At 43.4% G+C, this 24324-nt stretch carries 21 protein-coding genes; 12 read left to right on the top strand and 9 right to left on the bottom strand.

Annotated features, from left to right (window positions below):
- Positions 1-125: 125 nt before the first annotated feature.
- The 8 genes from yaaA to RTP55_RS03170 form a co-directional block, all read right to left on the bottom strand.
- Positions 126-932: a peroxide stress protein YaaA gene (gene yaaA / locus RTP55_RS03205; RefSeq protein ID WP_096489139.1), complete on the bottom strand. Its 807-nt coding sequence runs from the start codon at positions 930-932 to the stop codon at positions 126-128.
- Positions 933-1030: 98 nt separating this feature from the next.
- The gene (gene argF, locus RTP55_RS03200; RefSeq protein ID WP_096489138.1) at positions 1031-1951 is read right to left on the bottom strand and encodes an ornithine carbamoyltransferase; all 921 of its coding nucleotides are present in this window, start codon (positions 1949-1951) and stop codon (positions 1031-1033) included.
- A 126-nt stretch (positions 1952-2077) separates the two neighbouring features.
- Positions 2078-3163, bottom strand: coding sequence for an alanine racemase (gene alr / locus RTP55_RS03195; RefSeq protein ID WP_312384144.1), 1086 nt, complete (start codon positions 3161-3163; stop codon positions 2078-2080).
- 27 nt (positions 3164-3190) lie between these two features.
- The gene (gene dnaB, locus RTP55_RS03190; RefSeq protein WP_099834203.1) at positions 3191-4612 is read right to left on the bottom strand and encodes a replicative DNA helicase; all 1422 of its coding nucleotides are present in this window, start codon (positions 4610-4612) and stop codon (positions 3191-3193) included.
- A gap of 273 nt (positions 4613-4885) precedes the next feature.
- Positions 4886-5344: a 50S ribosomal protein L9 gene (rplI, locus tag RTP55_RS03185; protein WP_160001454.1), complete on the bottom strand. Its 459-nt coding sequence runs from the start codon at positions 5342-5344 to the stop codon at positions 4886-4888.
- 15 nt (positions 5345-5359) lie between these two features.
- A complete protein-coding gene (gene rpsR, locus RTP55_RS03180) occupies positions 5360-5587 on the bottom strand; it encodes a 30S ribosomal protein S18 (RefSeq protein ID WP_135888716.1) in 228 nt (75 codons plus the stop codon).
- A gap of 15 nt (positions 5588-5602) precedes the next feature.
- Complete coding sequence (rpsF, locus tag RTP55_RS03175; RefSeq protein WP_007114929.1) at positions 5603-6031, bottom strand: 30S ribosomal protein S6; 429 nt, start codon at positions 6029-6031, stop codon at positions 5603-5605.
- Between the two features lie 145 nt (positions 6032-6176).
- A complete protein-coding gene (locus RTP55_RS03170; RefSeq protein WP_257619723.1) occupies positions 6177-6644 on the bottom strand; it encodes a hypothetical protein in 468 nt (155 codons plus the stop codon).
- Between the two features lie 424 nt (positions 6645-7068).
- Between RTP55_RS03170 and RTP55_RS03165 the strand changes: the two genes are divergently transcribed.
- Positions 7069-7281, top strand: a complete 213-nt coding sequence (locus tag RTP55_RS03165) for a hypothetical protein (RefSeq protein ID WP_007114931.1) — start codon at positions 7069-7071, stop codon at positions 7279-7281.
- Between the two features lie 136 nt (positions 7282-7417).
- Here RTP55_RS03165 and RTP55_RS03160 read toward each other — a convergent pair whose 3' ends face one another.
- Positions 7418-8854 carry a L,D-transpeptidase family protein gene (locus RTP55_RS03160; RefSeq protein WP_312384136.1) on the bottom strand — a complete coding sequence of 479 codons (1437 nt, stop codon included), beginning with the start codon at positions 8852-8854 and terminating at the stop codon, positions 7418-7420.
- A gap of 695 nt (positions 8855-9549) precedes the next feature.
- On the opposite strand from RTP55_RS03160, the gene prmB reads away from it, so the two are divergent.
- The 11 genes from prmB to RTP55_RS03105 all read left to right on the top strand — a co-directional run bounded on the left by prmB (position 9550) and on the right by RTP55_RS03105 (position 24309).
- Positions 9550-10572 (top strand): 50S ribosomal protein L3 N(5)-glutamine methyltransferase, encoded by a 1023-nt coding sequence (gene prmB, locus RTP55_RS03155; protein WP_198001372.1) that lies wholly within the window; start codon positions 9550-9552, stop codon positions 10570-10572.
- A gap of 150 nt (positions 10573-10722) precedes the next feature.
- Entirely contained in the window at positions 10723-11826 is a 1104-nt protein-coding gene (aroC, locus tag RTP55_RS03150; protein ID WP_312384135.1) for a chorismate synthase, read from the top strand.
- A 75-nt stretch (positions 11827-11901) separates the two neighbouring features.
- Positions 11902-12786, top strand: coding sequence for a hypothetical protein (locus tag RTP55_RS03145; protein WP_312384133.1), 885 nt, complete (start codon positions 11902-11904; stop codon positions 12784-12786).
- Positions 12787-12922: 136 nt separating this feature from the next.
- The gene (gene serC / locus RTP55_RS03140) at positions 12923-14026 is read left to right on the top strand and encodes a 3-phosphoserine/phosphohydroxythreonine transaminase (RefSeq protein WP_312384131.1); all 1104 of its coding nucleotides are present in this window, start codon (positions 12923-12925) and stop codon (positions 14024-14026) included.
- A 166-nt stretch (positions 14027-14192) separates the two neighbouring features.
- Positions 14193-16064 carry an extracellular solute-binding protein gene (locus RTP55_RS03135; protein WP_312384128.1) on the top strand — a complete coding sequence of 624 codons (1872 nt, stop codon included), beginning with the start codon at positions 14193-14195 and terminating at the stop codon, positions 16062-16064.
- 14 nt (positions 16065-16078) lie between these two features.
- A complete protein-coding gene (gene gloB / locus RTP55_RS03130) occupies positions 16079-16879 on the top strand; it encodes a hydroxyacylglutathione hydrolase (protein ID WP_096489128.1) in 801 nt (266 codons plus the stop codon).
- 21 nt (positions 16880-16900) lie between these two features.
- Positions 16901-17950: a microcin C ABC transporter permease YejB gene (gene yejB / locus RTP55_RS03125; protein ID WP_099808257.1), complete on the top strand. Its 1050-nt coding sequence runs from the start codon at positions 16901-16903 to the stop codon at positions 17948-17950.
- Entirely contained in the window at positions 17950-18969 is a 1020-nt protein-coding gene (locus RTP55_RS03120) for an ABC transporter permease (RefSeq protein WP_219331455.1), read from the top strand. The genes yejB and RTP55_RS03120 overlap by 1 nt, the downstream gene beginning before the upstream one ends.
- Before the next feature lie 38 nt (positions 18970-19007).
- Positions 19008-21017, top strand: coding sequence for an AIPR family protein (locus RTP55_RS03115; protein WP_219331454.1), 2010 nt, complete (start codon positions 19008-19010; stop codon positions 21015-21017).
- Positions 21010-22653 (top strand): ATP-binding cassette domain-containing protein, encoded by a 1644-nt coding sequence (locus RTP55_RS03110; protein ID WP_409418408.1) that lies wholly within the window; start codon positions 21010-21012, stop codon positions 22651-22653. Before RTP55_RS03115 ends, RTP55_RS03110 begins: the two co-directional genes overlap by 8 nt.
- 186 nt (positions 22654-22839) lie before the next feature.
- On the top strand, positions 22840-24309 hold the full coding sequence (locus RTP55_RS03105; protein ID WP_286130640.1) for a DHA2 family efflux MFS transporter permease subunit: 1470 nt from the start codon (positions 22840-22842) through the stop codon (positions 24307-24309).
- Positions 24310-24324 lie beyond the last annotated feature (15 nt).

Raw genomic sequence — 24324 nt, 5'->3', positions numbered from 1 at the left:
CGATGGAACTACCGACCGCTTCACTACCACAAGCCAACACCATCGGTGTATTCAATAAAAATGTGTTAAAAGATAGTATGAGTGTGGATTTATGGGCGAATATTTTGCGTTAAATGGCGGCGCAGTTAATCATTATCCCGTCTAAAAACATACTCAGTTGAGCTTGAAGCATTTTCAACAAACTGATAGCCTTCCAAGTTAAAGTCTTTTAACTGTTGCGCGGTTGTCAGCTGATTTTCAGCGGCAAAACGCACCATCAAGCCGCGTGCCTTTTTGGCATAGAAACTTACCACTTTATATTGACCATCTTTGCCGTCTTCAAAACGGGGCGTGATAATATCCGCGCTGATTTTTTTGGGATTAACCGCCTTGAAGTATTCGTTGGAAGCCAAGTTTACCAAAACTTTGTGTTTATTTTCTGCCATGCGTTGATTGATGAGATTGGCAAGCGTATCGCCCCAAAATTGATACAAATTATCGCCTCTAGGATTTTTTAGTTTTGTGCCCATTTCCAAGCGATAAGGTAGCATCAAATCAAGCGGCTTTAACAAGCCGTACAACCCAGACAATATTCCTAATCGCTCATTGACATAATGGACTTGTTGTTCAGTCATTTGCTTCGCTGCCAAACCTGTATAGACATCACCATCAAATAAATACAGCGCCGCTTTAGCAGGTATGTCAGCATGATCGGTACTAAATGGCTGGGTAGTATCCCATCGCCAATTTTGGTTGCGCACGGCATTTAATTGCCCAAGTTTAGCTGAGATACTCATCAACGCCGACAAATCGGTTGGCGCTAATGTTTTTAATTCACTCATCAATTCGCAAGCGTGCGCCATCAAAGCAGGCTGGGTGTAATGTTGACTAAAATCAAAAGGTAAATCATTTTTTTTATTCAGATTTTTGGCAGGCGAGAGCACAAAGTACATGGGGTATGTTCCGTTTACTTTATCGGTTAAGAATTAGAGCGGTTAAGATAATGATAATGGCAGCGCAGGGCGCAAAGATAACGCCCAAGCCACATAGACTAGGCGAGTTTGATTTTATCGGTTAACAAGAATTCCATCAGCGCTTTTTGGGCATGCAGACGATTTTCGGCTTCATCCCATACCACAGCGCGCGGATCCTCAAGCAAATCATAGGAGATTTCTTCGCCGCGGTGGGCAGGCAGACAATGCATAAATAAGACGTCTGGATCGGCTTTATCCAGTAATGAGCGGGTCACCATATACTGGGCAAATCGCCGCGCACGAGTATTTTGCTCGCTCTCTTGCCCCATACTTGCCCATACATCGGTGGCGACCAAATGCGAGCCTTTGACCGCCTCATTAACATCTTCGACCAGCTCAACACAGTGCGAATACTGCTTGATGAGGTCGGCATTGGGTTCAAACCCATAAGGCGCGGAAACCCGCAGTTGAAAGCCAAATTGATGCGCAGCATGGATAAAAGAAGCGCACATATTATTGCCATCCCCAATCCAAGTCACTGTTTTGCCTTCGATGCTACCACGGTGCTCTATAAAGGTTTGGATGTCGGCTAGTAGCTGACAAGGATGCTGCTCGTCAGTGAGTGCATTGATAACAGGCACTTGTGAATACTGGGCGAATTTTTCAACAATACTGTGTTCAAAGGTGCGAATCATGACGATATCGACCATGCGTGAGATAACACGTGCTGAGTCTTCAATCGGTTCGCCACGACCAAGCTGGGTATCGCGCGGTGATAAAAATATGGCATGGCCGCCAAACTGTCCCATCCCTGTTTCAAACGAAATACGGGTACGGGTACTCGATTTTTCAAAAATCATCCCCAAGGTACGACCGACAAAAGGCTGATAAATAACCCCTTCATGCTGCATCAAACGCAGTTCACTGCCACGTTTAATCACTTGCATTAATTCTTCTTTGCTAAAATCCAATAACGTCAAAAAATGGCGGGTACTCATTGCCTGTCCTACATCCCAATTTTGTCAATAAACATTACAGTAAACTATCAGTATAGCGGATTTATCCAAACTGTCTAGCAAATTGACGCATTTGTGTCACTTTAACATCCGTCACATAGTTAACAGTTATGACTGATAAATCCATGTTGGACGTCGGGTGACCACACTTAACAGCTCATAGCTAATGGTATCATTCCAGCCACCCACCTCATCAATGCTCGGTGCATTACCCCAAAGCTGGACAGGGCAGTCAAGGTTTACCCCAGTGGTATGGGTCAAATCAACCATCAACATATCCATCGCCACCCGACCGATGATAGGCGCCTGTTGACCTGCGGCGACGACATACGCATCATCGCTAATCACCCTTGGATAGCCATCGGCATAACCCACACTGACAATGCCGATGCGCGCTGGGGCTCGGGCAGTCCAGCGACTACCATAACCCACGCTATCGCCCGCTTTTAGCGTATGAATTGCCATGATACTGGCGTTAAAATGCATGACGGGTTGCAGATTTAGCTGTTTGGCAGTGGCATGATTTACAGGCGTTGCCCCATACAAGATAATGCCTGGGCGCACCCAATCATAATGGCGGTCTGACCAGTTCACAATCCCTGCTGAATTACACAATGAGCCTTTAATCGCTGGGTTTACTTGGTCACGTAGCATTTGTAGGGTTGAATCAAATAACTCAAACTGTTGTTGGTTATTGGGATGATCGATGGCATCAGCGTTGGCAAAATGGGTGGTCAAAACAATCTCATAGCCTGAGCTAGTTAATTGCTGGGCGATTTTCTTGATTTCACCCGATGTAAAGCCAAGGCGGTTCATGCCAGTGTTTAGTTTTAGCCACACGGTTGCGCCCGCTTTTGCAGGCTGCTGCAACGCCCAGTCTAATTGGCGTTGGTGGTGTACCACGCACTCGATTTGATGCGCTATACAATATTGCCATTCTGCTAACGAAAACGCGCCTTCAATCACTACCATTAGTTTTTGCCAGCCAGCCTGTTGTAGTTCTATCGCTTCTTGCAAACAAGCGACACCTAAGGCATCGGCTTGTGCGACGGCAGGTAAACAGTTGACTGCGCCATGCCCGTAGGCATTGGCTTTCACCATGGCTAATACCTTGGCGGTCGGGGCATAATCTTTGACGCGTTGTAGGTTATGGGTAAGCGCTGCTAAATCGATGGTGATGCTGGTTTGACGCACAATCTTGACCTTGTTGCAGTGAAATTTTTATTCATCAGGTTCGCTAAAGGAAGCGGTTTGGTAAAATTCAGGGGTTAGGTTACCAAAACGGGTAAATTGCCCTTCAAAGGATAGGCGCACTGTCCCAATAGGTCCATTACGCTGTTTACCGATAATGATTTCAGCTGTGCCTTTAGCATCGCTATTTTCATTATAAACCTCATCACGATAAATGAACATAATCAAATCGGCATCCTGCTCAATTGCACCCGACTCCCGTAAGTCCGACATAATCGGGCGTTTGTTGGGTCGATTTTCTAAACTTCGATTGAGCTGTGATAAAGCGACCACAGGGCAATTCATCTCACGGGCAAGCGCTTTTAAGCTTCGAGAAATCTCCGAAATCTCACCCACGCGGTTGTCGCCTAAGCCTGGCACTTTCATCAGTTGTAGATAATCGACCATTACCATGCCAAGTTTGCCATCATTGTCTTTGGCAATACGGCGACAGCGCGAACGAACCTCAGATGGTGGTAGCGCGGTACTGTCATCGATATACAGTTTTTTAGCATGCAGATGAGCGATGGCATTGGAAAGTTTACCCCATTCATCTTCGTTCATTTGACCTGACCGCAAATGCGTTTGGTTGATAGCCCCCCAAGAGGACAATAGACGCATCACAATTGACTCAGCAGGCATTTCCATCGAAAACACCACCACAGGTAAATCGGTATGAAATAAAATACTCTCTGCCAAATTCATCGCAAATGTGGTTTTACCCATCGAAGGACGCGCTGCCACGATAATGAGATCGCCTGCTTGTAGCCCTTGGGTTTTGTTATTGAGCTCTTCAAACGGGGTCTTAAGCCCAATCATGCCTTCAGGATGGTCTTTAAGTTCTTGGATATTGTTGACGACATTGGTAATAACATCGCTTAGTTGGGTAGGGCCCTTGTGTTTTGACTGGCGGCTATGGGTTTCATTGATGGCAAAAATTTCGCTTTCAACGGTGTCTAAAATATCACTGACACTTTGATTTTTTGGGTCAAAGGCAAGCTCTAGCATATGACTGCCGGCTTTGATGATTTGGCGTAAAGTCGAAAATTCCCTGACCCGCTGCGCATAAGCAGTCAAGTTAAACAGCGTCGCTGGGCTTTGTGATAGGATATCGCCTAGATAATCGCTACCCCCTGCAGGTTCAAGCAGTTTTTGCATATCGAGCCAGTCCATCACCATGGTGGCATCATACGGCTCATTGGCATTGGCAAGATGAGAGATAGCATCAAAAATATATTGATGGCGCTGTGCATAAAAATCATATTTGGTAATAATATCTGAGATGCGATCAAACGACTCTTCAAGGCTCATCAGCGACGCTAGGACGGACTTTTCTAAATCCATACTGTGCGGTTGGTGCTGCGTCAGCGAAGTATTCTTAAGATCGTTCTCTTTGGTTTTATCGTCTGCCATGATGACCTGTGATAAAGTTATTTTAAATAGTTTGAAAGGGCAAAAGTTTGCTAAAAGTTATCGCTTGTAAATGGTGAGTCTAACACACGCATCGAAATAGAACAGTCAATATACCGAAAAAACCATTCAAATTCTAATGAGAAAAATATAAAAAAACGGCAATTTTTTTGAATGAAATCAGCTTGAATTTTAGGCTTTTTTGTTAAATTTTACGCCGCAAACAATAAAAAAAAGAGACAGCAAAGCCATCTCTTTTTTAAAGTAAACTATCAATTAAGCAGCTGAATCTTCTGCCAAGATAGTGACTTGGATGTTGATCATTACATCGTGATGTAATTGGATATCAACATTGTATTCGCCAATTTGACGTAATGTACCTTCAGGCAATTTAACTTCTGAACGGTCAACAGGTAAACCAGATTTGGTTAAGGCATCGGCGATATCGCGAGTACCAATAGAACCAAATAGTTTGCCTTCATCACCTGATTTTGCACGGATGATAACATTGACGTCTTGTAGCGCTTCAGCACGGGCATTAGCAGCGGCTAATTCATCAGCTTCTACTTTTTCAAGTTCTGCACGGCGTGCTTCAAATTTTTCGATGTTAGAAGCAGTGGCTGGTAATGCTTTACCTTGTGGTATAAGGAAGTTACGACCGTAACCTGCTTTTACATTAACAGTATCGCCTAGTTTACCTAGGTTAGCGATACGTTGTAATAAAATAACTTGCATATATCACTCCTCGGTTTATTTTTGGCTGTCAGTGTAAGGAATCAACGCAAGATAACGTGCTTGTTTGATTGCTACAGCCAATTGGCGTTGATATTTGTTTGAAGTACCAGTGATACGGCTTGGTACGATTTTGCCACTTTCACTCACATACTGTTTTAGGATTTCGATATCTTTATAATCGATATGGGTAATGCCTTCAGCAGTAAAACGGCAAAATTTACGGCGGCGATAAAAACGTGCCATGATTAGTCTCCTTAATTATTCGTCGTTGTTGTCTTCAGCATCAACTTCTGACTCATCATCATTTGATTGATAGTCATCTTGAGCTGTATCGTTACGGCGTGAAGCTTTACGAGCACGTTTTTCTTCAGCACTTTTTGCTAATGGTGATTCTTCAGTAATCGCTTCGTCACGACGGATAACTAAGCTACGGATGATAGCATCGTTATAACGGAATAATTCTTCAAGCTCATCAAGCGTTTGTTGACCCGCTTCAATGTTTAATAGCACATAGTGAGCTTTGTGAACTTTGTTGATTGGGTAAGCTAACTGACGACGACCCCAATCTTCTAGGCGATGGATAGCACCACCTTGTTCTTTTACTAAGTTGATATAACGCTCAACCATGCCAACCACTTGGTCGCTTTGGTCTGGGTGAACCAATAATACCAGTTCATAATGTCTCATAAAGACTCCTCACGGATTAAACAGCCGTTGACCCCGTGTCAACAGCAAGGAGATTGAATGCACCTAAGTTAAAATCATCTAACTATATTGGTATAAACAAGGTGCGCTATTATATAGTAGCGCACACTCAGTAGCAAGTTAATATTTACTTAACAAATTCGCCCACGCATTGCTGCAAGGTATTCGATACCGCACGCGCCACAATGACATTGCGCGCGGCCGGGTCGACTGCTGCTGTGGTCAAATCGACAATGGTGACGGACTGCGGGGCTTTTTCGCTGACGCAGCTACAGACATTGCTCGCTACCTCTGCTTGTTTCTCGGAAGTCATCAATACACTGCCCAAGCGCCAGTATTGGTTATTTTGTAATTGAGCTTGGCATTGTTGATTCACTGCGGCTTTAAATATCGCCATGCCGACATTGTTGGCAGCGCCGATGGTGCTATTAGCATCCATCACACCGGTACCAGTGGTAGCGGCGCAGCCGCCCAAGGCTAGGGCTGAGCCAATCACTGCAGCGGCACTTCCTATGCATTTAGTAGCTTGGCGTTTATTAGCTAGGCGTTTAGTAGATAGCCTAATAGCGGCGAAAAAAGAAAATTGTTGATGCATATCAAATACTCCTGTCCTTTATTGTGTTAAACAATTGATAAACACCGCTAACATAGCAGATTACAGAAGATTTCTTTACCACAATTTTTTAACCAAGTCATGTTATTGGGTCATAGTTATTAAAAATAGTTACTAAAAAATATGCCATCAAACTTAAAAAACTGGGTGGGATTTTTTTTCATCAATGTTTATAAAGCCAATTAAATTCCTCGACCTCAGTGATATTAATCGGAAAAAAACGCGAGTTTTTTAGATTTCTCAATAAATTTGATTCAAATTAAACCTTACTAAAAATGTGGAATTGATAACCAATTGTTTTAGGTTGCGCATTTGTTTAATCTTTTTTTTCCTTGTTTTGAGTGTGGAATTGGACTATAACTATACCTAACAAATACATCTATTTACGCAATGATAAGGAGTTGTTATGAACTGGCAATTATTTAGCGCAATTTTTACAATCGCTTCTGGTGTGACTATCGGTGTTCTAATGACCATTGCGCTGGTAACTGGTTTTGACCAAATTCCACACATTATAGCCACAGCGATTGTTGGTTTAATCCTATCTATTCCAATTGCATGGATTGTCGCCAAAAAAATGCAAACACTGACTACTGCCAAAACCCCAGTTGCGCGATAACAAAGTACGCTAGATAAATAACTAAAACCGCTAAAACCGCTTAACTAATAATAGCTAAGCGGTTTTTTTATGGCTAATAAAGTTAAAAGTGTAGCACTCACGCTAGACTACGGTGCTAAACGCTGTAGCTCAACAGCTACTGTAAATCTACCTTAGTGCCTGTATCAACATTGGCATACACTTCAAGCACATCCCAGTTGGTTAAGCGAACACAGCCGTGCGAGGCTTGACGGCTAATGCCTTCAGGAACGGGCGAGCCATGAATCCCGTATGAGGGTTTACTCAGTCCCATCCATACCACACCGACTGGACTTTTGGGTCCTGGCGGCAACATAAACACTTTTTTATCTTTGCCTTCACCGCTACTGGCGCGGTACCAAGGGTTTTTAACACGATTGACAATACTAAAGGTACCCGTAGGAGACGGTGTATCACTACTACCGACCGTGGTAGGATAAGTGGCAATTAATCTATCGCCATTATAAGCGTATAAGATATTGTCGGCTTTTTTGGCAACCAAACGGGTGATTTTCTCATTGAGCGGTGCACCTGGGTTAAACACGGTGATGGTTTCACCTACGGTGAATTTTTTATCGCTATTAAGCTTTTTAAGATAGCGAATATCCATGTGGAAACGTTCAGCCAACATTTCTTGGACGTCTTGATAGTATAGACCTTTCATTTTAGATTTGGCTTCACTACCACTCGGTGTTGGCTGATACGGACCTTTGATATCTTCTTGCGTCAAGGTATAACCGACCAACACAGGCTGATTGGCAGGAATTTTTTCATTTAACAGTTTCCAAACTTCCGCGCTCATACGGCCATCTTGGGGTAGTCCATGCATGGCTTGGAAATTTTTGAGCGCTTTTTTGGCATTCATACCCCAACCGCCATCAATTGGACCCGGTGAAGCATGATTCCAATCTAACAAGGCTTGAAGTTTTAAGGTCGTTGCTGAGTTAACATTTTGACCAGGTTTCCAGTCGGCACTATTGACTAGCTGTGCGTAGTCAGACAAATTTAGGGTAGAAAAACTGGCAGGTGTTGTTGCTGTTTTATTGTTACCCACTGTTGTCGGGTCAAAATTTGGCGCAGCCGTTGTGGTATTGTTGACTTCTTCAGAGCTCGCGCCTGCGACACCTTCACCCGAAGTATAGTCACTATCGATACCTGTTTGGGTGGCATCTTCTTTAATGCCTAATGCCGTGGTGGTGGCTGGGATTGCGGTTGCTGCTGCCGTTGGTTTTGCCGCCGTCACCGCAGTAGCCGAGGCGAGTTTCGGCGTGGTGGTAGATTGTGTGACGCTAGCTGCGGACTTGGCTGGTTGCGATTTTTTAGCCGTTTTACTATCGGTAGTAGTTTCTTTAGCAGTCGCAGCTGCGGTAGAGGCGCTGGCCGCTTTAGTTGTGGCAGTTTTAGTTGTGGCAGTTTTAGTCGTTGTCGTTGTTTTGGTAACAGCTTTGGTGGCGGGTGCCGTTTTGGCGGTAGTGGTGTCTGAGACCGTGTTGGTGGCTGCAAATGCTTGATTGGCAATCAGACAAGCTAGGGTAGATAATACAAATTTTTTCATAGATTGACTCAATAATCGGCAATAACAAATAAAAATAAGGGACAATATAAATAACGTACAATAAAAGCATAAATTGGCAGCAATTATACTATAAAAACCAACTTTTCAGGCAATGGCTCATTTGTTAGCTGCACGACAATCTAAGTCTAAGTAGCGTTTGCCAAAGCGTTTAACAACCTTGCGCTATTAAACCTCGCTGCACACTTAATTTTTACGCCGTTAAATTGTTGTATAGATAAATTGTCCCATAGGCGAATTTACATGCTTTAAGTCTAACATTAACAAATCGCACGATAGACAATGGTAAAATTTTTTAACCAAGCGGTATTTTTATAGCAAAGTTAAGGCAAAAAAGGGTTTAAAACATTTAGACCTGCGAGCAACAGTTATTTTTACCATGTTTATTGAACAGCTCGATGATGAAAAATTGAATTGTACAAATCTGTGGCCCTTTAGCTTGTTAAATAACTTTAGCTCGTTAAATAATTTGTAAAAAAATCAAAGTATATTATAATTTTAATTCAAAATTTTTTAGGTTAACCACTATGTCATCATCGCCATTTGCATCAGCCAATGTTTCTCACACGCCATCTTTTGACCAAAATCAAGATTCACAAAACTTTGACGATTTGCAAATCGATTTGCAAGCACTTGATATGGATGAAGAAACCGAGTCAGATGACATCTTTGACACTATGCAACAAGAGTTTGCTGAAGCACACCAAACCCTAAAAACGATTCGCGATTTTATTCGTTTTGGGGTCAGTAAATTACGCGAGCATGATGTGGTAGTCGCGCAAGGTACGACAGATGAGTTTGCTGAAGCATCTGCCATTGTGCTACAAACCTTGTCGCTTGATTGGTCTGCCGATGAGCAAATTTTAGATTGTCGCCTGACCAATAGCGAAAAATCAGAAGTGTTGACATTGTTGCAGCGCCGTATCGTAGAACGTAAGCCTTTGAGCTATTTAATTAATTTATCTTATTTTTGCGATTTGCCATTTTATGTGGATGAGCGGGTATTAATTCCACGCTCGCCAATTGCTGAGCTGATTCGTCAGCAGTTTTATCCGTATTTTGAGCCGAATGATTTGGTTGAAAAAATCAGTGGCACTACTAATGACAAAAAATTTCATGACCACGGATTGTATGATAAACAATTAGCACAGCCAGAGCGTATGCTGGACTTGTGTACAGGGTCAGGCTGTATTGCCATTGCCTTGGCAAGCCGTTTCCCTGATGCAATGGTCGATGCCAGTGATATCGATAAAAACGCGCTAGAAGTGGCAGCGGTCAATGTGGATCATCACCATATGAACCATCAAGTCAATTTGATTGAGTCAAACTTATTTGAAAAAGTGCCTGCAGAAAATCAATATGATTTGATTGTGACCAACCCGCCGTATGTCGATGCGGCAACGATGGCAGATTTACCACCCGAGTTCTTGCATGAGCCAGACCATGCGTTGGCAGCGGGACAAGATGGCTTGGATTTGGTGCATCATATTTTATACAACGCCCCAGATTATCTGACTCGTGACGGCTTGCTGGTATGCGAGGTGGGGGATAGTGAATGGGCACTGCGCCAAGCCTATCCTGAAATTCAGTTTGATTGGTTAACCTTTGCGCATGGCGGGCATGGGATTTTTGCCATGGATTATGATGAATTGATGGAAAATCGGGCATATTTTGAGCAGTATGTGAGTGTATCTCAATAGGCAGTCGTTTAGGGTTGCTATCTTTAACTGGTTGATTAGGCTTGAGGATTTAACGAGTTAGATAATGGCTAAAAAAACAATATATGAACAGGGTGCAACAAACCTATTATTTGATTTGTAAGCATCCATAAAATAGTAAGCGGAGCGTAAATGGCAGGCAATACCATCGGGCAAGTTTTTACCGTCACCACCTGTGGCGAATCACATGGCGCAGGACTTATGGCAATCGTTGACGGTGTGCCACCAGGGTTGCCTTTAACCGAAGCAGATCTGCAAATTGACCTGGATCGTCGTAAGCCGGGCACGTCAAAATTTGCGACCCAGCGCCGTGAAGACGATACAGTTGAAATTATTTCTGGCGTGTTTGAGGGTAAAACGACAGGTACGTCTATCGGGCTGTTGATTCGCAATACCAACCAAAAATCCAAAGATTATAGCGATATTAAAGACACCTTTCGTCCCAACCATGCCGATTATACTTATAGCATGAAATATGGGTTTCGCGATTATCGTGGCGGTGGTCGTTCATCAGCGCGCGAAACGGCAATGCGAGTGGCAGCAGGCGCGATTGCCAAGAAATATTTGAAACAACGGCTAGGGGTAGAAGTTCGCGGTTATGTCACCCAGATTGGTGATGTGGTTGCCAAACAGATACCTGAAAATACGATTGATTGGGAATTTGTCAACAGCAACCCATTTTTTTGTGCGGATATAGACGCCTTGCCAAAGTTTGAGCAGCTGATTACCCAATGCCGTGAGCAAGGAACAAGCTGTGGCGCAAAGCTTACCATATTGGCATCGGGTGTACCGGTGGGATTGGGTGAGCCTGTGTTTGACAGGCTTGATGCGGATATTGCCCATGCGATGATGAGCATCAATGCAGTCAAAGGCGTTGAAATTGGCGATGGCATGGCAGTGGCGGGACAGTTTGGGCATGAGTCTCGCGACGAGTTAACCTTGCACGGCTTTAATGCCAACCATGCCGGGGGAATTTTAGGGGGGATTTCATCGGGTCAGACGATAGTAGTGAGTATTGCGCTAAAACCTACTGCCAGTATCACTACGCCGGGTCAAAGTATTGATATTCACGGCAATGCACTAGAGATGCTAACCAAAGGGCGGCATGATCCTTGTGTCGGTGTACGTGCTACGCCGATAGCAGAAGCCATGCTTGCCATTGTGCTGTTAGACCATTATCTGCGTCATCGTGGGCAAAATGCAGATGTCACTGTGCCGCTCACCCCGATTGTATAATTTTTTAATAGGGGTATTTGGTTGCTATAAGGTTGCTACAATGCGTTGCCCCATTCAACTTGAGTTAACATTGGTATGACTGTGCCTGACCTTACCCTTGATGAGCAGCAGTACGATGCCTGGCAAAGCGAAATACTGGCGCAGATGGGTATTACACGTTGGGTGCGCCAAGATTGCCCTGTCAAAACGTTTGCTAATCTAGAAGATTTTGAGGTTGTTTCTTCCTATCAAGCGGTTGAGACGCTTGCTGCCATGCCACAGCAGTTACCACCAGCTCAAACTGGGTTAACGAGCGAACTTGCGCCCATTGATACAACGCCAGACTTCAATCATCCTGTTATTGCGGATGCTGCCGTTGATAGCGCAGTAGAATTATCCCCAGCGAATCTGGCAAATTTTCAACCCCATGATGTAGCTTTACTCAATCATTTATCTTTACTGCATGATTCATCTTTACCCCATCATTCACCTTTAAAAGTTTACCCGGCGCCAAATAATGATGGTCACACTAATAACGGGCACAGTGATGACGGGCACAGTGATGAACAGCTCAATGATGAATTGCTCACTGCCAGTTTTGATGTGCAGGCGATAGTGGTGGGTGAGTGGACACTGGTGGTTGACAGTCATTTTTTGCAGACGGACAGCCGCCAACACCAGTTATGGCAACAAATCATCAGTGGGTTAAAAGCGTCAGTGCATTTTTTTAACTTTCCCTTGCTCACCGATAGCCAGCATTTACCCAAAGCTACGGTGCAATTAATGAGCAGCTACCCGATGGCAGTCGCAGGGTTTTCGGGGTTTTTATACCGTATCAATCAAGGCAATCCCAAGGTGGGGGCATTGACGCCATTGCCTGACTGTCTAGATGAACAACCGATACAGCGTCTGCCGTATCTAGTAGATATGCTCGATGATTATCGCCTAAAACGCCAACTTTGGCAGTTGCTATCAAGGTAAACCCAATAAGCCTCCGATTGATGACGCATCTTTATGATTCATCGACTAGCCATATTGTGGTAAAGTATTTTTTTATGTCATTTCACACGATAACATTTCACACGATAACATTTCACATGATAAAAAGGAACGTGCTATGAGTGTCAGCTTTGATCAACGTGTTGCTAACTTTTGTGCAGGCCCAGCGTCTATGCCGACTGCGGTGCTGCAAAAAGCGCAAGCCGAATTGTTAAATTGGCATGGCTCAGGCATGTCGGTGATGGAGATGAGCCACCGTAGCAGTGAATTTATGGGCATTGCCTCAAAAGCCGAGCAGGATTTGCGCAAGCTCATGAACATTCCTGATAATTATAAAGTGCTATTTTTGCAAGGTGGCGCAAGCTTGCAGTTTTCAGCCATTCCTTTGAATTTACTCAAAGGGGAAGCCGATTATTTAGACACTGGCATTTGGTCAAAAAAAGCCATCAGCGAAGCCAAACGCTATGAGCAAGCAGGGCTAGGCAAAATCAATGTCGTCGCTTCTGCCAAAGACAGCAACTATACCACTGTGCCCCCACGTGATAGCTGGCAACTTAATGACAACGCCGATTATTTTCATTATTGCCCCAATGAGACCATTAATGGCTTGGCGATGTTTGATGTGCCAGCGGTGAATGTGCCCATCGTGGCGGATATGTCGTCTTGCATCCTATCTAGCCCAATAGATGTATCAAAATTTGGACTGATTTATGCAGGTGCGCAAAAAAATATCGGTCCTGCAGGTTTGACGCTTGTGATTGTCCGTGATGATTTGATCGGTCATGCCAACTTGGTTTGCCCAAGTATCTTGGACTATAAAAACCAAGCCGACAATGATTCGATGGTCAATACCCCAGCAACTTTTTCTTGGTATTTGGCAGGTTTGGTGTTTGAATGGTTACTTGAGCAAGGGGGTGTCGAGGCAATTTATCAACAAAATTTGTTAAAAGCGCAAAAGCTGTATGAATTTATCGACCAAAGCGATTTTTACCAAAACCCTGTCAACAAAGACAACCGCTCAATCATGAATGTACCCTTCACCTTGGCAGATAGTCAACTTGATAAAACCTTCTTGGCTAAAGCCGACGAAGCAGGATTGTTGAATCTTAAAGGGCACCGTACAGTAGGCGGCATGCGTGCCAGTATTTATAATGCGATTGATTTGTCGACCGTTGAAACGTTAATCAAATTTATGCAGCAGTTTGAACAAACTAGCGTATAAAAAGATTTAACAATCATGCTACATTAAGACTTAACAGCTAAAATGCTTGTTAAGTCTTTTTTATAGTTAGCGGGTGTGGGGCATCTGAGGGATAACAGCTGGCAATACCAAGGTTTTTTGAAAAATAGGTGAAGGGGTCATGGGGATGCAAGTGAAAAAAGACAGGATGATAAAACCAGCCCACTGGATGAGGGTAGTTACTCGCCAGACATTTGGCAAAAAATGCTGGGTGCTGGGCTTGCTAGTGGTCGCGTCCGCTGCCAATACCGCTATCATCACTGACACGTCTATTGCTCACAACAGCACCGCACAATTTGCCAATGTCTCTCATTTACCCTATGCCAATCCCAACGCCCCCAAAGGCGGTGTGTTGAGCCTATCTGCCATCGGCACCTTTGACAGTATTAATAAATGGATTGATGTCGGTACGCCTGTGACCGGCACCGATTATTTGTTTGAAAGTTTGATGACAGGCTCGCTCTCTGAAGCGTTTGTGCAGTACCCACTACTTGCAGATAAAGTCACTTATGACCCAGATGACCCAAGCTGGGTTATCTATCACATCAACCCCAAAGCCTATTTTTGGGATGGCACGCCTGTGACGGCGCAAGATGTCAAAGCCAGTATGGATGCACTGCTCACAAAAGGCGTGATGAGTATGCGTAGCTACTTATCGGATGTCAAAGAAACGCAAGTGATAGATCGACAAACCGTCAAATTTATTTTTAAATCTAAAGACAACCAAGAAATCAAACTGACCGTCGCGCAAATGCCGATTTGGTCAAAAAAATCGATTGATGGCTATTTTGATAAAGTCGGACTGACGCCACTGATGGGCAGTGGCGCGTATAAAGTCGGCACAATCGATGCAGGACGCGCCATTACTTATGTGCGCGACCCCAATTATTGGGGTGCCAAACCTGACGCAGGCGTGGTGGTGAATGTCGGGCGTTATAATTTTGACCAAATTAAGTATGTGTATTATCAAAACCCCGAAGTGGCATTTGAAGGCTTTAAATCCGGCGAATATTTTTTCCGTGCCGAAAACAAAGCGCGGACATGGTCGACGGGTTATAACTTTCCTGCCGTCAAAGCAGGCATGATCACCAAAGCGCAAATCGCCAATAACAACCCCGTACCGATGCAAGCGATTGTGATGAATTTGCGCCGACCGATTTTTCAAGATATTCGGGTGCGCCAAGCGATGACACTGGCGTATGATTTTGAATGGCTCAATAAAACCATGTTTTATGGGCAGTATGAACGCTTGCAAAGCTTTTTTCATGGGTCAGCGCTTGCCGCAACCGGCATGCCAACGCCCCAAGAGCTGGCGGTTATCAATCCGCTATTACCTGACCTTGAGCCCATTCAAACACAGGCTGTTTTAAGCGATTGGCAAGCCCCCAAATCAACTGGCGATGGATTTAATCGAGACAATTTATTAAAAGCGCGTCAATTGCTGCTACAAGCAGGTTTCAAATACCAAAATATGAAGCTATATCAGCCCAATGGTCAGCCCGCCAAACTGGAATTTTTATCCGCCGATGACAAGAATGCGCGCATTGTGTTGCCTTTTTTACGTAACCTGCGACGACTCGGGTTTGATGCCAGCTTTCGCCAAGCCGATGTCCCCCAGTACCTAGAGCGCACTCGCAGATACGACTATGACATGATTATCGATATGTTTGCCCAAAGTTTGTCCCCTGGCGCCGAGCAAACCTATATGTGGGGCTCACAAGCCGCAGACGAAAAAGGCAACCAAAACTCGGCGGGTATCAAAAACAAAGCCATTGATGCGGTGATTGCCAAACTCATAGTCTCCAAAAATCGTGATGATATTGTGCTATACAGCAAAGTATTAGACCGTCTGCTACGGGCGGGCTATTATGTCGTGCCGACTTATGGCAAGCATACTGACAATGTGGCGTATTGGAAATTTTATGAGCATGGGCCGCTGCCAAGCAATGCCATCGGTATCGATTATTGGTGGGTGAACAAAGACAAACAAGCACAAGTCATGCAGTATTTAGGAAAATAATAAGGAATAAAACAATGCTAAAAATCCACCCAATCCCAGCCTTCACTGACAACTATATTTGGGCGATTATCAATGATGGAACACACGAAGTGATTATTGTTGATGCTGGCGATGCTGAGCCTGTTTTAGAGTTTGTCAACCGTGAAAATCTAACCATCACCCAAATGTGGGTTACACATCATCACAGCGACCACATCGGCGGCGTAACAGCATTGGCAAATGTGTTTCCAAACGCACAGATTTTTGCGCATGTCAATATTCACTCGTTAATCAATGCCACACAGTTAATCCCCGTCGCTGAAGGGCGCGAATTAACCGCTTGGGGCAGTCCTGTGCAGGTGTGGCAGGTGGCAGGGCATACCGAAAATCACTTAGCGTACTTAGTGACGCTTGATAACCGTCTGCATATTTTTTGTGGAGATACGCTATTTCGCGCAGGTTGTGGCCGGGTTTTCACCGGCACGATTGAGACGTTGTTTGAAAGCTTTGACCGTTTTGCGCAGTTACATGACGATGAAACGCTATTTTATCCTGCCCATGAGTATACCTTGTCAAATCTTAACTTTGCCCAGTTTATCGAGCCCAATAACCCAGCCATTGCACAGGCAATAGCGCATGACAGTGAGTTACGCCAGCAAAATACGCCAACCTTACCGACCACGCTTGCCGATGAAAAAGCCATCAATCCGTTTATGCGTGCGGTGCTTGCACCCAGTGATGAGATGATAAAAACCGTACAAACGCAAACAGGAATTGAGGATGACAGTCCGTTTGAGATATTTAAAGCCTTACGCCAACTAAAAAATAACTTTTAAGGCTAATAATCAGGGATAACCATGGGCAAATATATTGTTAAACGGCTGTTATTAATCATCCCCACTTTGTTTTTGATTCTGCTAACCAACTTTGCCATTGTCCAATCGGCGCCGGGCGGTCCTGTCGAGCAAAAAATATCCCAAATTGAAGCAGAACAAAAACAGGGCGCCACCCAAACCCAACTGTCAACGACCACTTATCAAGGCAGTCGCGGTTTATCGCCAGACATGGTCGAGGCTATCAAAAAACAATACGGCTTTGATAAATCCGCGCCCGAGCGATTTTGGCTCATGTTGACAAGCTATGCAAAAGGCGATTTTGGTACCTCATTTTTTAAGGGTAAACCCGTGGGCGAGTTGATTTTGGATAAAATGCCCGTGTCGATTTCGCTAGGACTTTGGAGTACATTACTGATTTATTTAATCGCTGTGCCGCTAGGGATTGCTAAAGCCAGACGCCATAATTCACTGATGGATAAAACTACCGCGTTGCTGCTTGCTGTGAGTTATGCCGTGCCTGTGTTTGTGCTTGCGGTGGTGTTACTGGTGATGTTGGCAGGGGGGAGTTATTGGCAGATTTTTCCGCTACAAGGCTTGGTGAGTGAGAATTTTGATAAGCTGTCCACGTTTGGCAAAATCAAAGATTATTTTTGGCATTTGGCATTACCCATCACGGCAAGCACGATTGGCGGGTTTGCGGGCCTGGCGTATTTGACCAAATTTAGTTTTATGGAAGAGTTGAACAAACAATACGTGCTGACGGCTCGCAGTAAAGGGTTAAGCGAAAAAAAAGTGCTATACGGTCACGTATTTCGCAATGCGATGATGATTATTATTGCAGGCTTGCCATCGGCGATTGTGGGAATATTTTTTACCGGCAATTTTTTGATTGAAGTAATTTTTAACTTAGATGGTTTGGGACGACTGGGGTTTGAAGCGATTGGGCAACGCGATTATCCGGTGATTTTTGGCACGTTGTTTATTTTTACCTTGATGGGGCTGATTTTGCAGTTGATAAGTGATGTGACTTATCATCTCATTGATCCCCGTATTGATTTTGAGGGTCGCTAATGCTGATAAAACATCCTGTTTGGCAAGCGCGCATTCACCGCTTTCGGCGTAATCGGTTGGGATTTGTTTCGCTCATCATGTTTAGCTTGATTTTCCTTGCCTGCATGGGGGCAAACCTTATCGCCAATGACAAGCCGATGCTGGTCAATTACCAAAATCACTGGTATTTTCCCATCGTCAAGTCTTACCCCGAAACTACCTTTGGCGGTGTGTTCGAAACCGAAACCAACTACCAAGACCCTGTGGTCAAAGACCTAATCAACCAACATGGCTATATGATTGAGCCTATGATACCGTTTGCCGACCAAACGCCTAGTGTCATGCGCTCAGTGCCGTTTCCTGCGCCGCCCAATGCCCAAAACTGGCTCGGTACCGACGACCAAGGTCGAGATGTGCTGGCGAGGGTATTGTATGGTTTGCGTGTATCGCTATTATTCGGGTTGGCGTTGACGGTGGCAGGGTCAATCATTGGCATTGCAGTAGGGGCGGTGCAAGGGTATTTTGGCGGCTGGACGGATTTAGTGGGTCAGCGGCTGATGGAAGTGTGGGGCGGGCTACCACAGCTGTTTATGATTATTATTTTGGTCAGTCTGTTTAGCCCAAGCGTGTTTGTGTTGTTTGGGCTGATGCTACTCTTTGGCTGGATGGGACTGGTTGGTTTGGTGCGTGCCGAGTTTTTGCGAGCGAGAAATTTTGATTATGTGCGGTCGGCAAAAGCGATGGGGGTGTCAGATGCCAAGATTATGTTTCGCCATATTTTGCCCAATGCGATGTCGTCGAGTCTGTCGCAGTTGCCGTTTATTTTGACGGCGAATATCACGGCACTCACCACGCTTGATTATTTGGGGTATGGCTTGCCTGCGGGGTCGCCTTCGCTTGGGGAGTTGATTTCGCAGGGTAAGGATAATTTGGATTCGCCGTGGCTTGCGTTGGCGGGTTTTTTTAGTTTGACGATTGTGTTGTCGCTATTGATTTTTATTGGGGAAGCGTTACGAGATGCGTTTGACCCTAGACAATAAATGTTAGATTCTAGAGTAAAATTTTTAAGGGATAAAATATGGCAACAAATGATATCTTATTAATTGATGGAATAATTGATGAAAGAATTGAAGAATGCCAACCTTCAAAAGAACGAGGCGAGGTTTTTGAATTTTTTGTGTTTGAACAAAGTTTAAAAGACTACAATTTATCTGATGAAGAAATCCTTTTTGGCTCTGTGGATGGAAGAGCAGATGGTGGAATTGATGGATTTTATATCTTTGTAAATGGACATTATTTAACTGACATCGCTTCATTTTTTTGGCCTAAAACAAATTGCGAACTCGAAATTTTTATTTTGACTTGTAAACACCAAGATACTTTCAAACAAGCACCTTTAGACAACCTTAATTCAACACTGATTGAGTTCTTAGATTTATCTCTCGAAAATAGCGAATTAAAAGGTGAATATTCAGATATTATTTTATCTATGAGAGATAATCTGAGATTTGCTTACAGAAAAGTTTCACCTAGATTAAATAGTTTTAAAATTAATTTAATCTACGCATCAAGGGGAGATACTTCTATTATTGGAGAAACCATTGTTGCTAGGTCTAATCAAATTGTTGGATTAATACAGGGTCAATTTGGGAATTGTGAGGTAAATTTTAAATTTATAGGTTCTTCTCAACTAATTGAATCTTATAGAAAATTACCAAATTTTTCTCTTAGTTTACCATTCAAAGAATTTTTATCTGAAGGTGAGCGATATGTACTGCTTGTTAAAATAAAAGATTATTTTAATTTTATTAATAACGAAGGCTCTTTAAGAAGATATTTATTTGATTCTAATATTAGAGCGTTTATGGGATTAAATTCAGTCAACACGGATATAAGAAATACCTTAAATGATTCTGAGTCACCAGATTTTTGGTGGTTGAATAATGGAATAACAATTCTAGCAACAGGTGCAACAGTTATTGGAAAGACAATTCAAGTAGAAGATATCCAAATTGTTAATGGTCTGCAAACAACGGAGTCTATCTTTAATCATTTCATTATTGGGGGAAAAGACCCTAAAGATAGACTTATTCTAGTGAAAATCATAGTAACCAATGAAAGTTTAGTTAGGGATGCAATTATTAGAGCAACAAATAACCAAACACAGGTTGAAACATCTGCTTTACATGCAACAGATAAAATTCAACGAGATATTGAAGAAGTTTTAAAACTAAATGATTTTTATTATGAGAGAAGGACGAATTTTTATAAGAATCAAGGTATAGAGTCTGACAAAGTAATTAGTCCGCTTTATCTATCTACTGGCTATATTACGCTCATTCTCAAAAACCCCAAAGAAGCAACTGGTTTGAAATCAAGATTCATTGTAAATGATGATAAATATAATAAGGTTTTTGACCAAAATTCAAATCTAGAAGTATGGCCACAAATAGTTAAATTTATGAAAAAAATTGATAAATTTCTATTTTCCATTAAAAAAACAAATTCAAAACGTGAAAGATTCATTAAACATAACCGTCAATTTCTTGCTTTTCTAGTAGCATCAAAGATTTTAAATAACTTTAACTTCAATGTAGCTGATTTTATTAAAATTAATCTTGATAAAATTACTGACGAAACTTGTTTAGAATGCTTTGAATTAATTGAACAAATTACAATAAATAGGCTTAGATTTAGTAATTTACATTTTATAAAAATGTGTCAAATTGCTGAGAAAAAATGGGAAATAAAAGGATTTGAACAAATAAATAAATTACAAGAATATAAAGCAGATTTTAATAGGCAATCTATTGAAATTTCAGATGAATTTGTTGAACAAGTTAGAGCATTATTGCCAATCCAACCTTGGAAACCTAAGATGCACTTAGAAATTCTTACGAAATTAAACTGCTCTCAACGTGAGTATCATGCTGTTGTAAATAAATTGATAAGTGATGGTATTTTTTATAGACAACGTGATGGAGTAGTTTACGATTCAGAAGGAGATATATTATTGATAGATGAGGAACGTGTAAAAGATATATCTAATATTCAACCAATAGGTAAATTAAATAAAAATAATGAATAAAGAAACATTAAAGTTGGATAATTTAAACATAAAATCTGCTAATCAAATCTTAGTGGATAATCTATCCTACACACTCCACACAGGTGAAACGCTCGCCATTGTCGGCGAATCTGGCTCGGGCAAATCCATATCAAGCCTCGCTTTACTCGGACTGCTGCCAAATAGCCTAAGTATCACAGGACAAGCCAGTTTAACAGATAGCCAAACTGACACAACCATCAACTTACCCATTGAAAATAGCCTAAGCAATAAAAATAAACCTAAACAAAACGAAAATATTTTTCGCCAAATCCGCGGCAAACGCATCGGCATGATTTTCCAAGAGCCGATGACCGCCTTAAACCCTTTGCACACGGTGGGCAAACAAATCGCCGAATCGTTAAGTCTGGCTGGTGTGGCAAAAAAACACTGGCGACAGCGTACCCTAGAGCTGCTTTCCCAAGTCAATATTGCCGACCCTGAAAGCAAACTTGCCCGCTATCCGCACGAGCTATCGGGTGGACAACGACAGCGTATCATGATAGCGATGGCACTCGCGCAAGACCCTGACATTATTATCGCAGACGAGCCAACCACCGCCTTAGATGTGACTTTACGCCATGAGATTTTGGGGTTATTGCATCGGCTAAAAAATGAGCGGGGCATGGCGATGATTTTGATTAGCCATGATTTAAACCTTGTCAAACGCTACAGCGACAACCTCATCGTCATGCAACAAGGCAAGGTCATGGAGCAGGGGGCTACCCAAGCAATTTTTGACCAGCCGCAGCAGGATTATACTCGCTCATTGATTTATCAAGATTTTGGACAAAGTTTGCCAATCATTGACAATTCACCCAGCGTTTTGGAAATTAAACAGTTAACCATTGCTTTCCCCCAAAAAAACAATATATTGGGTCAAACCACCCAATGGTTTGAGGCGGTCAAAGGGTTAAATTTGACCCTTGCGCAAGGGCAATCCTTGGGTATAGTGGGCGAGTCGGGTTCTGGCAAAACCACCACGGCTTTGGCACTCATCAAATTATTGGCGAATGCTGCCAAGGTGCAAGGTCAGATTTTGCTGTCAGCCAATGCTCACATGACGGACGTTTTAGCGTTGTCGAATAAAGCCTTTTTGCCGTATCGCTCAAATATTCAAATGGTATTTCAAGACCCATATGCCAGTATCAATCCACGGTTTAGTGTGTTTGAGATAATTGAAGAAGGGCTAACCATTCAAGGTATGGCAAAAACGGAGCGTGAAAAAGCGGTGTTAGCAGCCTTAGACACGGTGCGGTTGCCACGAGATTTTATCAGTCGTTATCCGCATGAGCTTTCAGGCGGTCAGCGTCAGCGGGTGGCACTTGCGCGGGCGTTGGTGATGAAACCCAAAATTTTGTTACTCGATGAGCCCACATCCGCGCTTGATAGCAGCACCCAAGTGGCAATAGTGAAGTTATTGCGAGATATTCAAGCAAAATTTGGCTTAAGCTATATTTTTATCAGCCATGATTTGCAGGTGGTTAAGGCATTGTGTCAAACGATACTGGTATTGAAAAATGGCGAGACACAAGCGTATGATACGACAGACAATATCTTCACCCAACCACAAAATCACTATGTGACTGCCCTAATTGCGCACAGCAGTGAAAACTAGCGGATTTGCTGTCAAAACATTAGAAAGTTAACAATTATCGTGAACCACGTTGTTACGTAAGTTTGCTTGCTTATAGCCAATTTATCCTAGTCATTTAACCCTAGTGATTTTATTACAAGCAATTATATAGCTACTTGATTACATGCACTTCACTACAGCCCCTTTAGCAATTGTTAAAAGTTAACCATGCCAAATTCCATCATTACCGAAGACAAAAAGCCACAGCATGACCTATTTGCTATAGCTGCCTTAACCCCCGCGCAAACCAAATATTTGCCAATCGTGGTGGCAATCGCTTTGTTTATGCAAATTTTAGACTCAACGGTGCTCAATACCGCTTTGCCTGCGATGGCGCATGATTTAAATCAGCCTGCGTTATCAATGCAGTGGACAGTGATTAGCTATGCGCTCACTTTGGCAATTTTTACCCCGATTAGTGGTTTTATTGCCGATAAGTATGGCACTAAGACCACCTTTATGGTGGCAATTGGCGTGTTTACCGCAGGCTCGATGATGTGTGCGGTGTCACCAACCCTCAATAGCCTAATTTTTTCTCGCGTGGTGCAAGGATTGGGCGGTGCGATGCTGATGCCTGTGGGCAAGTTAACGCTGATTAAAAGCTATCCGCGAGAACGTATGCTGTCGGTGATGAATTATGCGGTGATGCCTGCGATGATTGCGCCAGTGATTGGGCCTTTGGTCGGGGGGTATTTGGTGGAGCTGGCAAGCTGGCATTGGATTTTTTTGATTAATATTCCCATGGGGGCATTGGGGATGTGGGCAGGGTGGAAACTGATGCCCAACTATCTACAGCGCAATCCCAGTATGGATTTGCTTGGGTTTTTGCTGTTTGGTGGCGCGATGGCAAGCTTTACCTTTGCGCTCGAGTTTGCCAATAATATTCATGCCGATAATCTGGCTTCAGCGGTTTTTCCCGTGATGGTTGCTTTATTGGCGATTATGCTGCTCATTGGCTATTATTATCACGCCAAATACTCAGAATCGCGTAATGGGCAACAACCGCTATTTGGCTTGGATTTGTTTCAAGTGCGTACCTTTCGGGTGGGCATTGTTGGCAATTTGCTGACCCGTTTGGGGATGAGTGCGATTCCTTTTCTACTGCCGCTACTACTGCAAGTGGTGCAGGGTTATTCGCCGTCACAAGCGGGTTGGATGTTGGCACCGATTGCGGTGGGCGCGCTGTTGACCAAGCCGCTGGTCACGCGTATTGTGAAGCGATTTGGCTATCGTAGAACATTGGCGGGCAATACCTTGTTGATTGGGGTTAATATCATGCTGCTATCACAACTCAATCAAACCACGCCGATTTGGCTAAGTGTGCCATTTTTGACTTTTATGGGGGCGTGTAATTCGCTACAATTTAGCACGATGAACACCATCAGTATCGCACGGCTTCGCCCAAGTCAAACCAGCAGTGGCAATAGTTTATTGTCCGTCAACCAACAGTTGGCGATTAGTTTTGGGATTGGCTTTGGGGCGATGCTGTTACATTTACTGACGCCCGCTCGCGCCTCGCTGGCACAGACGCAAACCGCGTTTTCATACAGTTTTATCATATTGGGTATCATGACGATTTTATCTGGGCTGTATTTTTTGCGATTGCACCGATTTGATGGCAAAGGACTATACCAGTAGTCGGCCTTATATTTC

Origin of the sequence: Moraxella sp. CTOTU47579 (assembly GCF_032004885.1) — a bacterium.
GTDB lineage: Bacteria > Pseudomonadota > Gammaproteobacteria > Pseudomonadales > Moraxellaceae > Faucicola > Faucicola tetraodonis.
The sequence above is the reverse complement of the archived record's forward strand: the minus strand, read 5'-3'. Positions and strand labels throughout refer to the sequence as shown.

Coding starts and splice junctions, on each gene's coding strand:
- yaaA (WP_096489139.1), bottom strand. CDS start 932: ATGTACTTTGTGCTCTCGCCTGCCAAAAATCTGAATAAAAAAAATGAT.
- argF (WP_096489138.1), bottom strand. CDS start 1,951: ATGAGTACCCGCCATTTTTTGACGTTATTGGATTTTAGCAAAGAAGAA.
- dnaB (WP_099834203.1), bottom strand. CDS start 4,612: ATGGCAGACGATAAAACCAAAGAGAACGATCTTAAGAATACTTCGCTG.
- rplI (WP_160001454.1), bottom strand. CDS start 5,344: ATGCAAGTTATTTTATTACAACGTATCGCTAACCTAGGTAAACTAGGC.
- rpsR (WP_135888716.1), bottom strand. CDS start 5,587: ATGGCACGTTTTTATCGCCGCCGTAAATTTTGCCGTTTTACTGCTGAA.
- rpsF (WP_007114929.1), bottom strand. CDS start 6,031: ATGAGACATTATGAACTGGTATTATTGGTTCACCCAGACCAAAGCGAC.
- RTP55_RS03170 (WP_257619723.1), bottom strand. CDS start 6,644: ATGCATCAACAATTTTCTTTTTTCGCCGCTATTAGGCTATCTACTAAA.
- RTP55_RS03165 (WP_007114931.1), top strand. CDS start 7,069: ATGAACTGGCAATTATTTAGCGCAATTTTTACAATCGCTTCTGGTGTG.
- RTP55_RS03160 (WP_312384136.1), bottom strand. CDS start 8,854: ATGAAAAAATTTGTATTATCTACCCTAGCTTGTCTGATTGCCAATCAA.
- prmB (WP_198001372.1), top strand. CDS start 9,550: ATGCAACAAGAGTTTGCTGAAGCACACCAAACCCTAAAAACGATTCGC.
- aroC (WP_312384135.1), top strand. CDS start 10,723: ATGGCAGGCAATACCATCGGGCAAGTTTTTACCGTCACCACCTGTGGC.
- RTP55_RS03145 (WP_312384133.1), top strand. CDS start 11,902: ATGACTGTGCCTGACCTTACCCTTGATGAGCAGCAGTACGATGCCTGG.
- serC (WP_312384131.1), top strand. CDS start 12,923: ATGAGTGTCAGCTTTGATCAACGTGTTGCTAACTTTTGTGCAGGCCCA.
- RTP55_RS03135 (WP_312384128.1), top strand. CDS start 14,193: ATGATAAAACCAGCCCACTGGATGAGGGTAGTTACTCGCCAGACATTT.
- gloB (WP_096489128.1), top strand. CDS start 16,079: ATGCTAAAAATCCACCCAATCCCAGCCTTCACTGACAACTATATTTGG.
- yejB (WP_099808257.1), top strand. CDS start 16,901: ATGGGCAAATATATTGTTAAACGGCTGTTATTAATCATCCCCACTTTG.
- RTP55_RS03120 (WP_219331455.1), top strand. CDS start 17,950: ATGCTGATAAAACATCCTGTTTGGCAAGCGCGCATTCACCGCTTTCGG.
- RTP55_RS03115 (WP_219331454.1), top strand. CDS start 19,008: ATGGCAACAAATGATATCTTATTAATTGATGGAATAATTGATGAAAGA.
- RTP55_RS03110 (WP_409418408.1), top strand. CDS start 21,010: ATGAATAAAGAAACATTAAAGTTGGATAATTTAAACATAAAATCTGCT.
- RTP55_RS03105 (WP_286130640.1), top strand. CDS start 22,840: ATGCCAAATTCCATCATTACCGAAGACAAAAAGCCACAGCATGACCTA.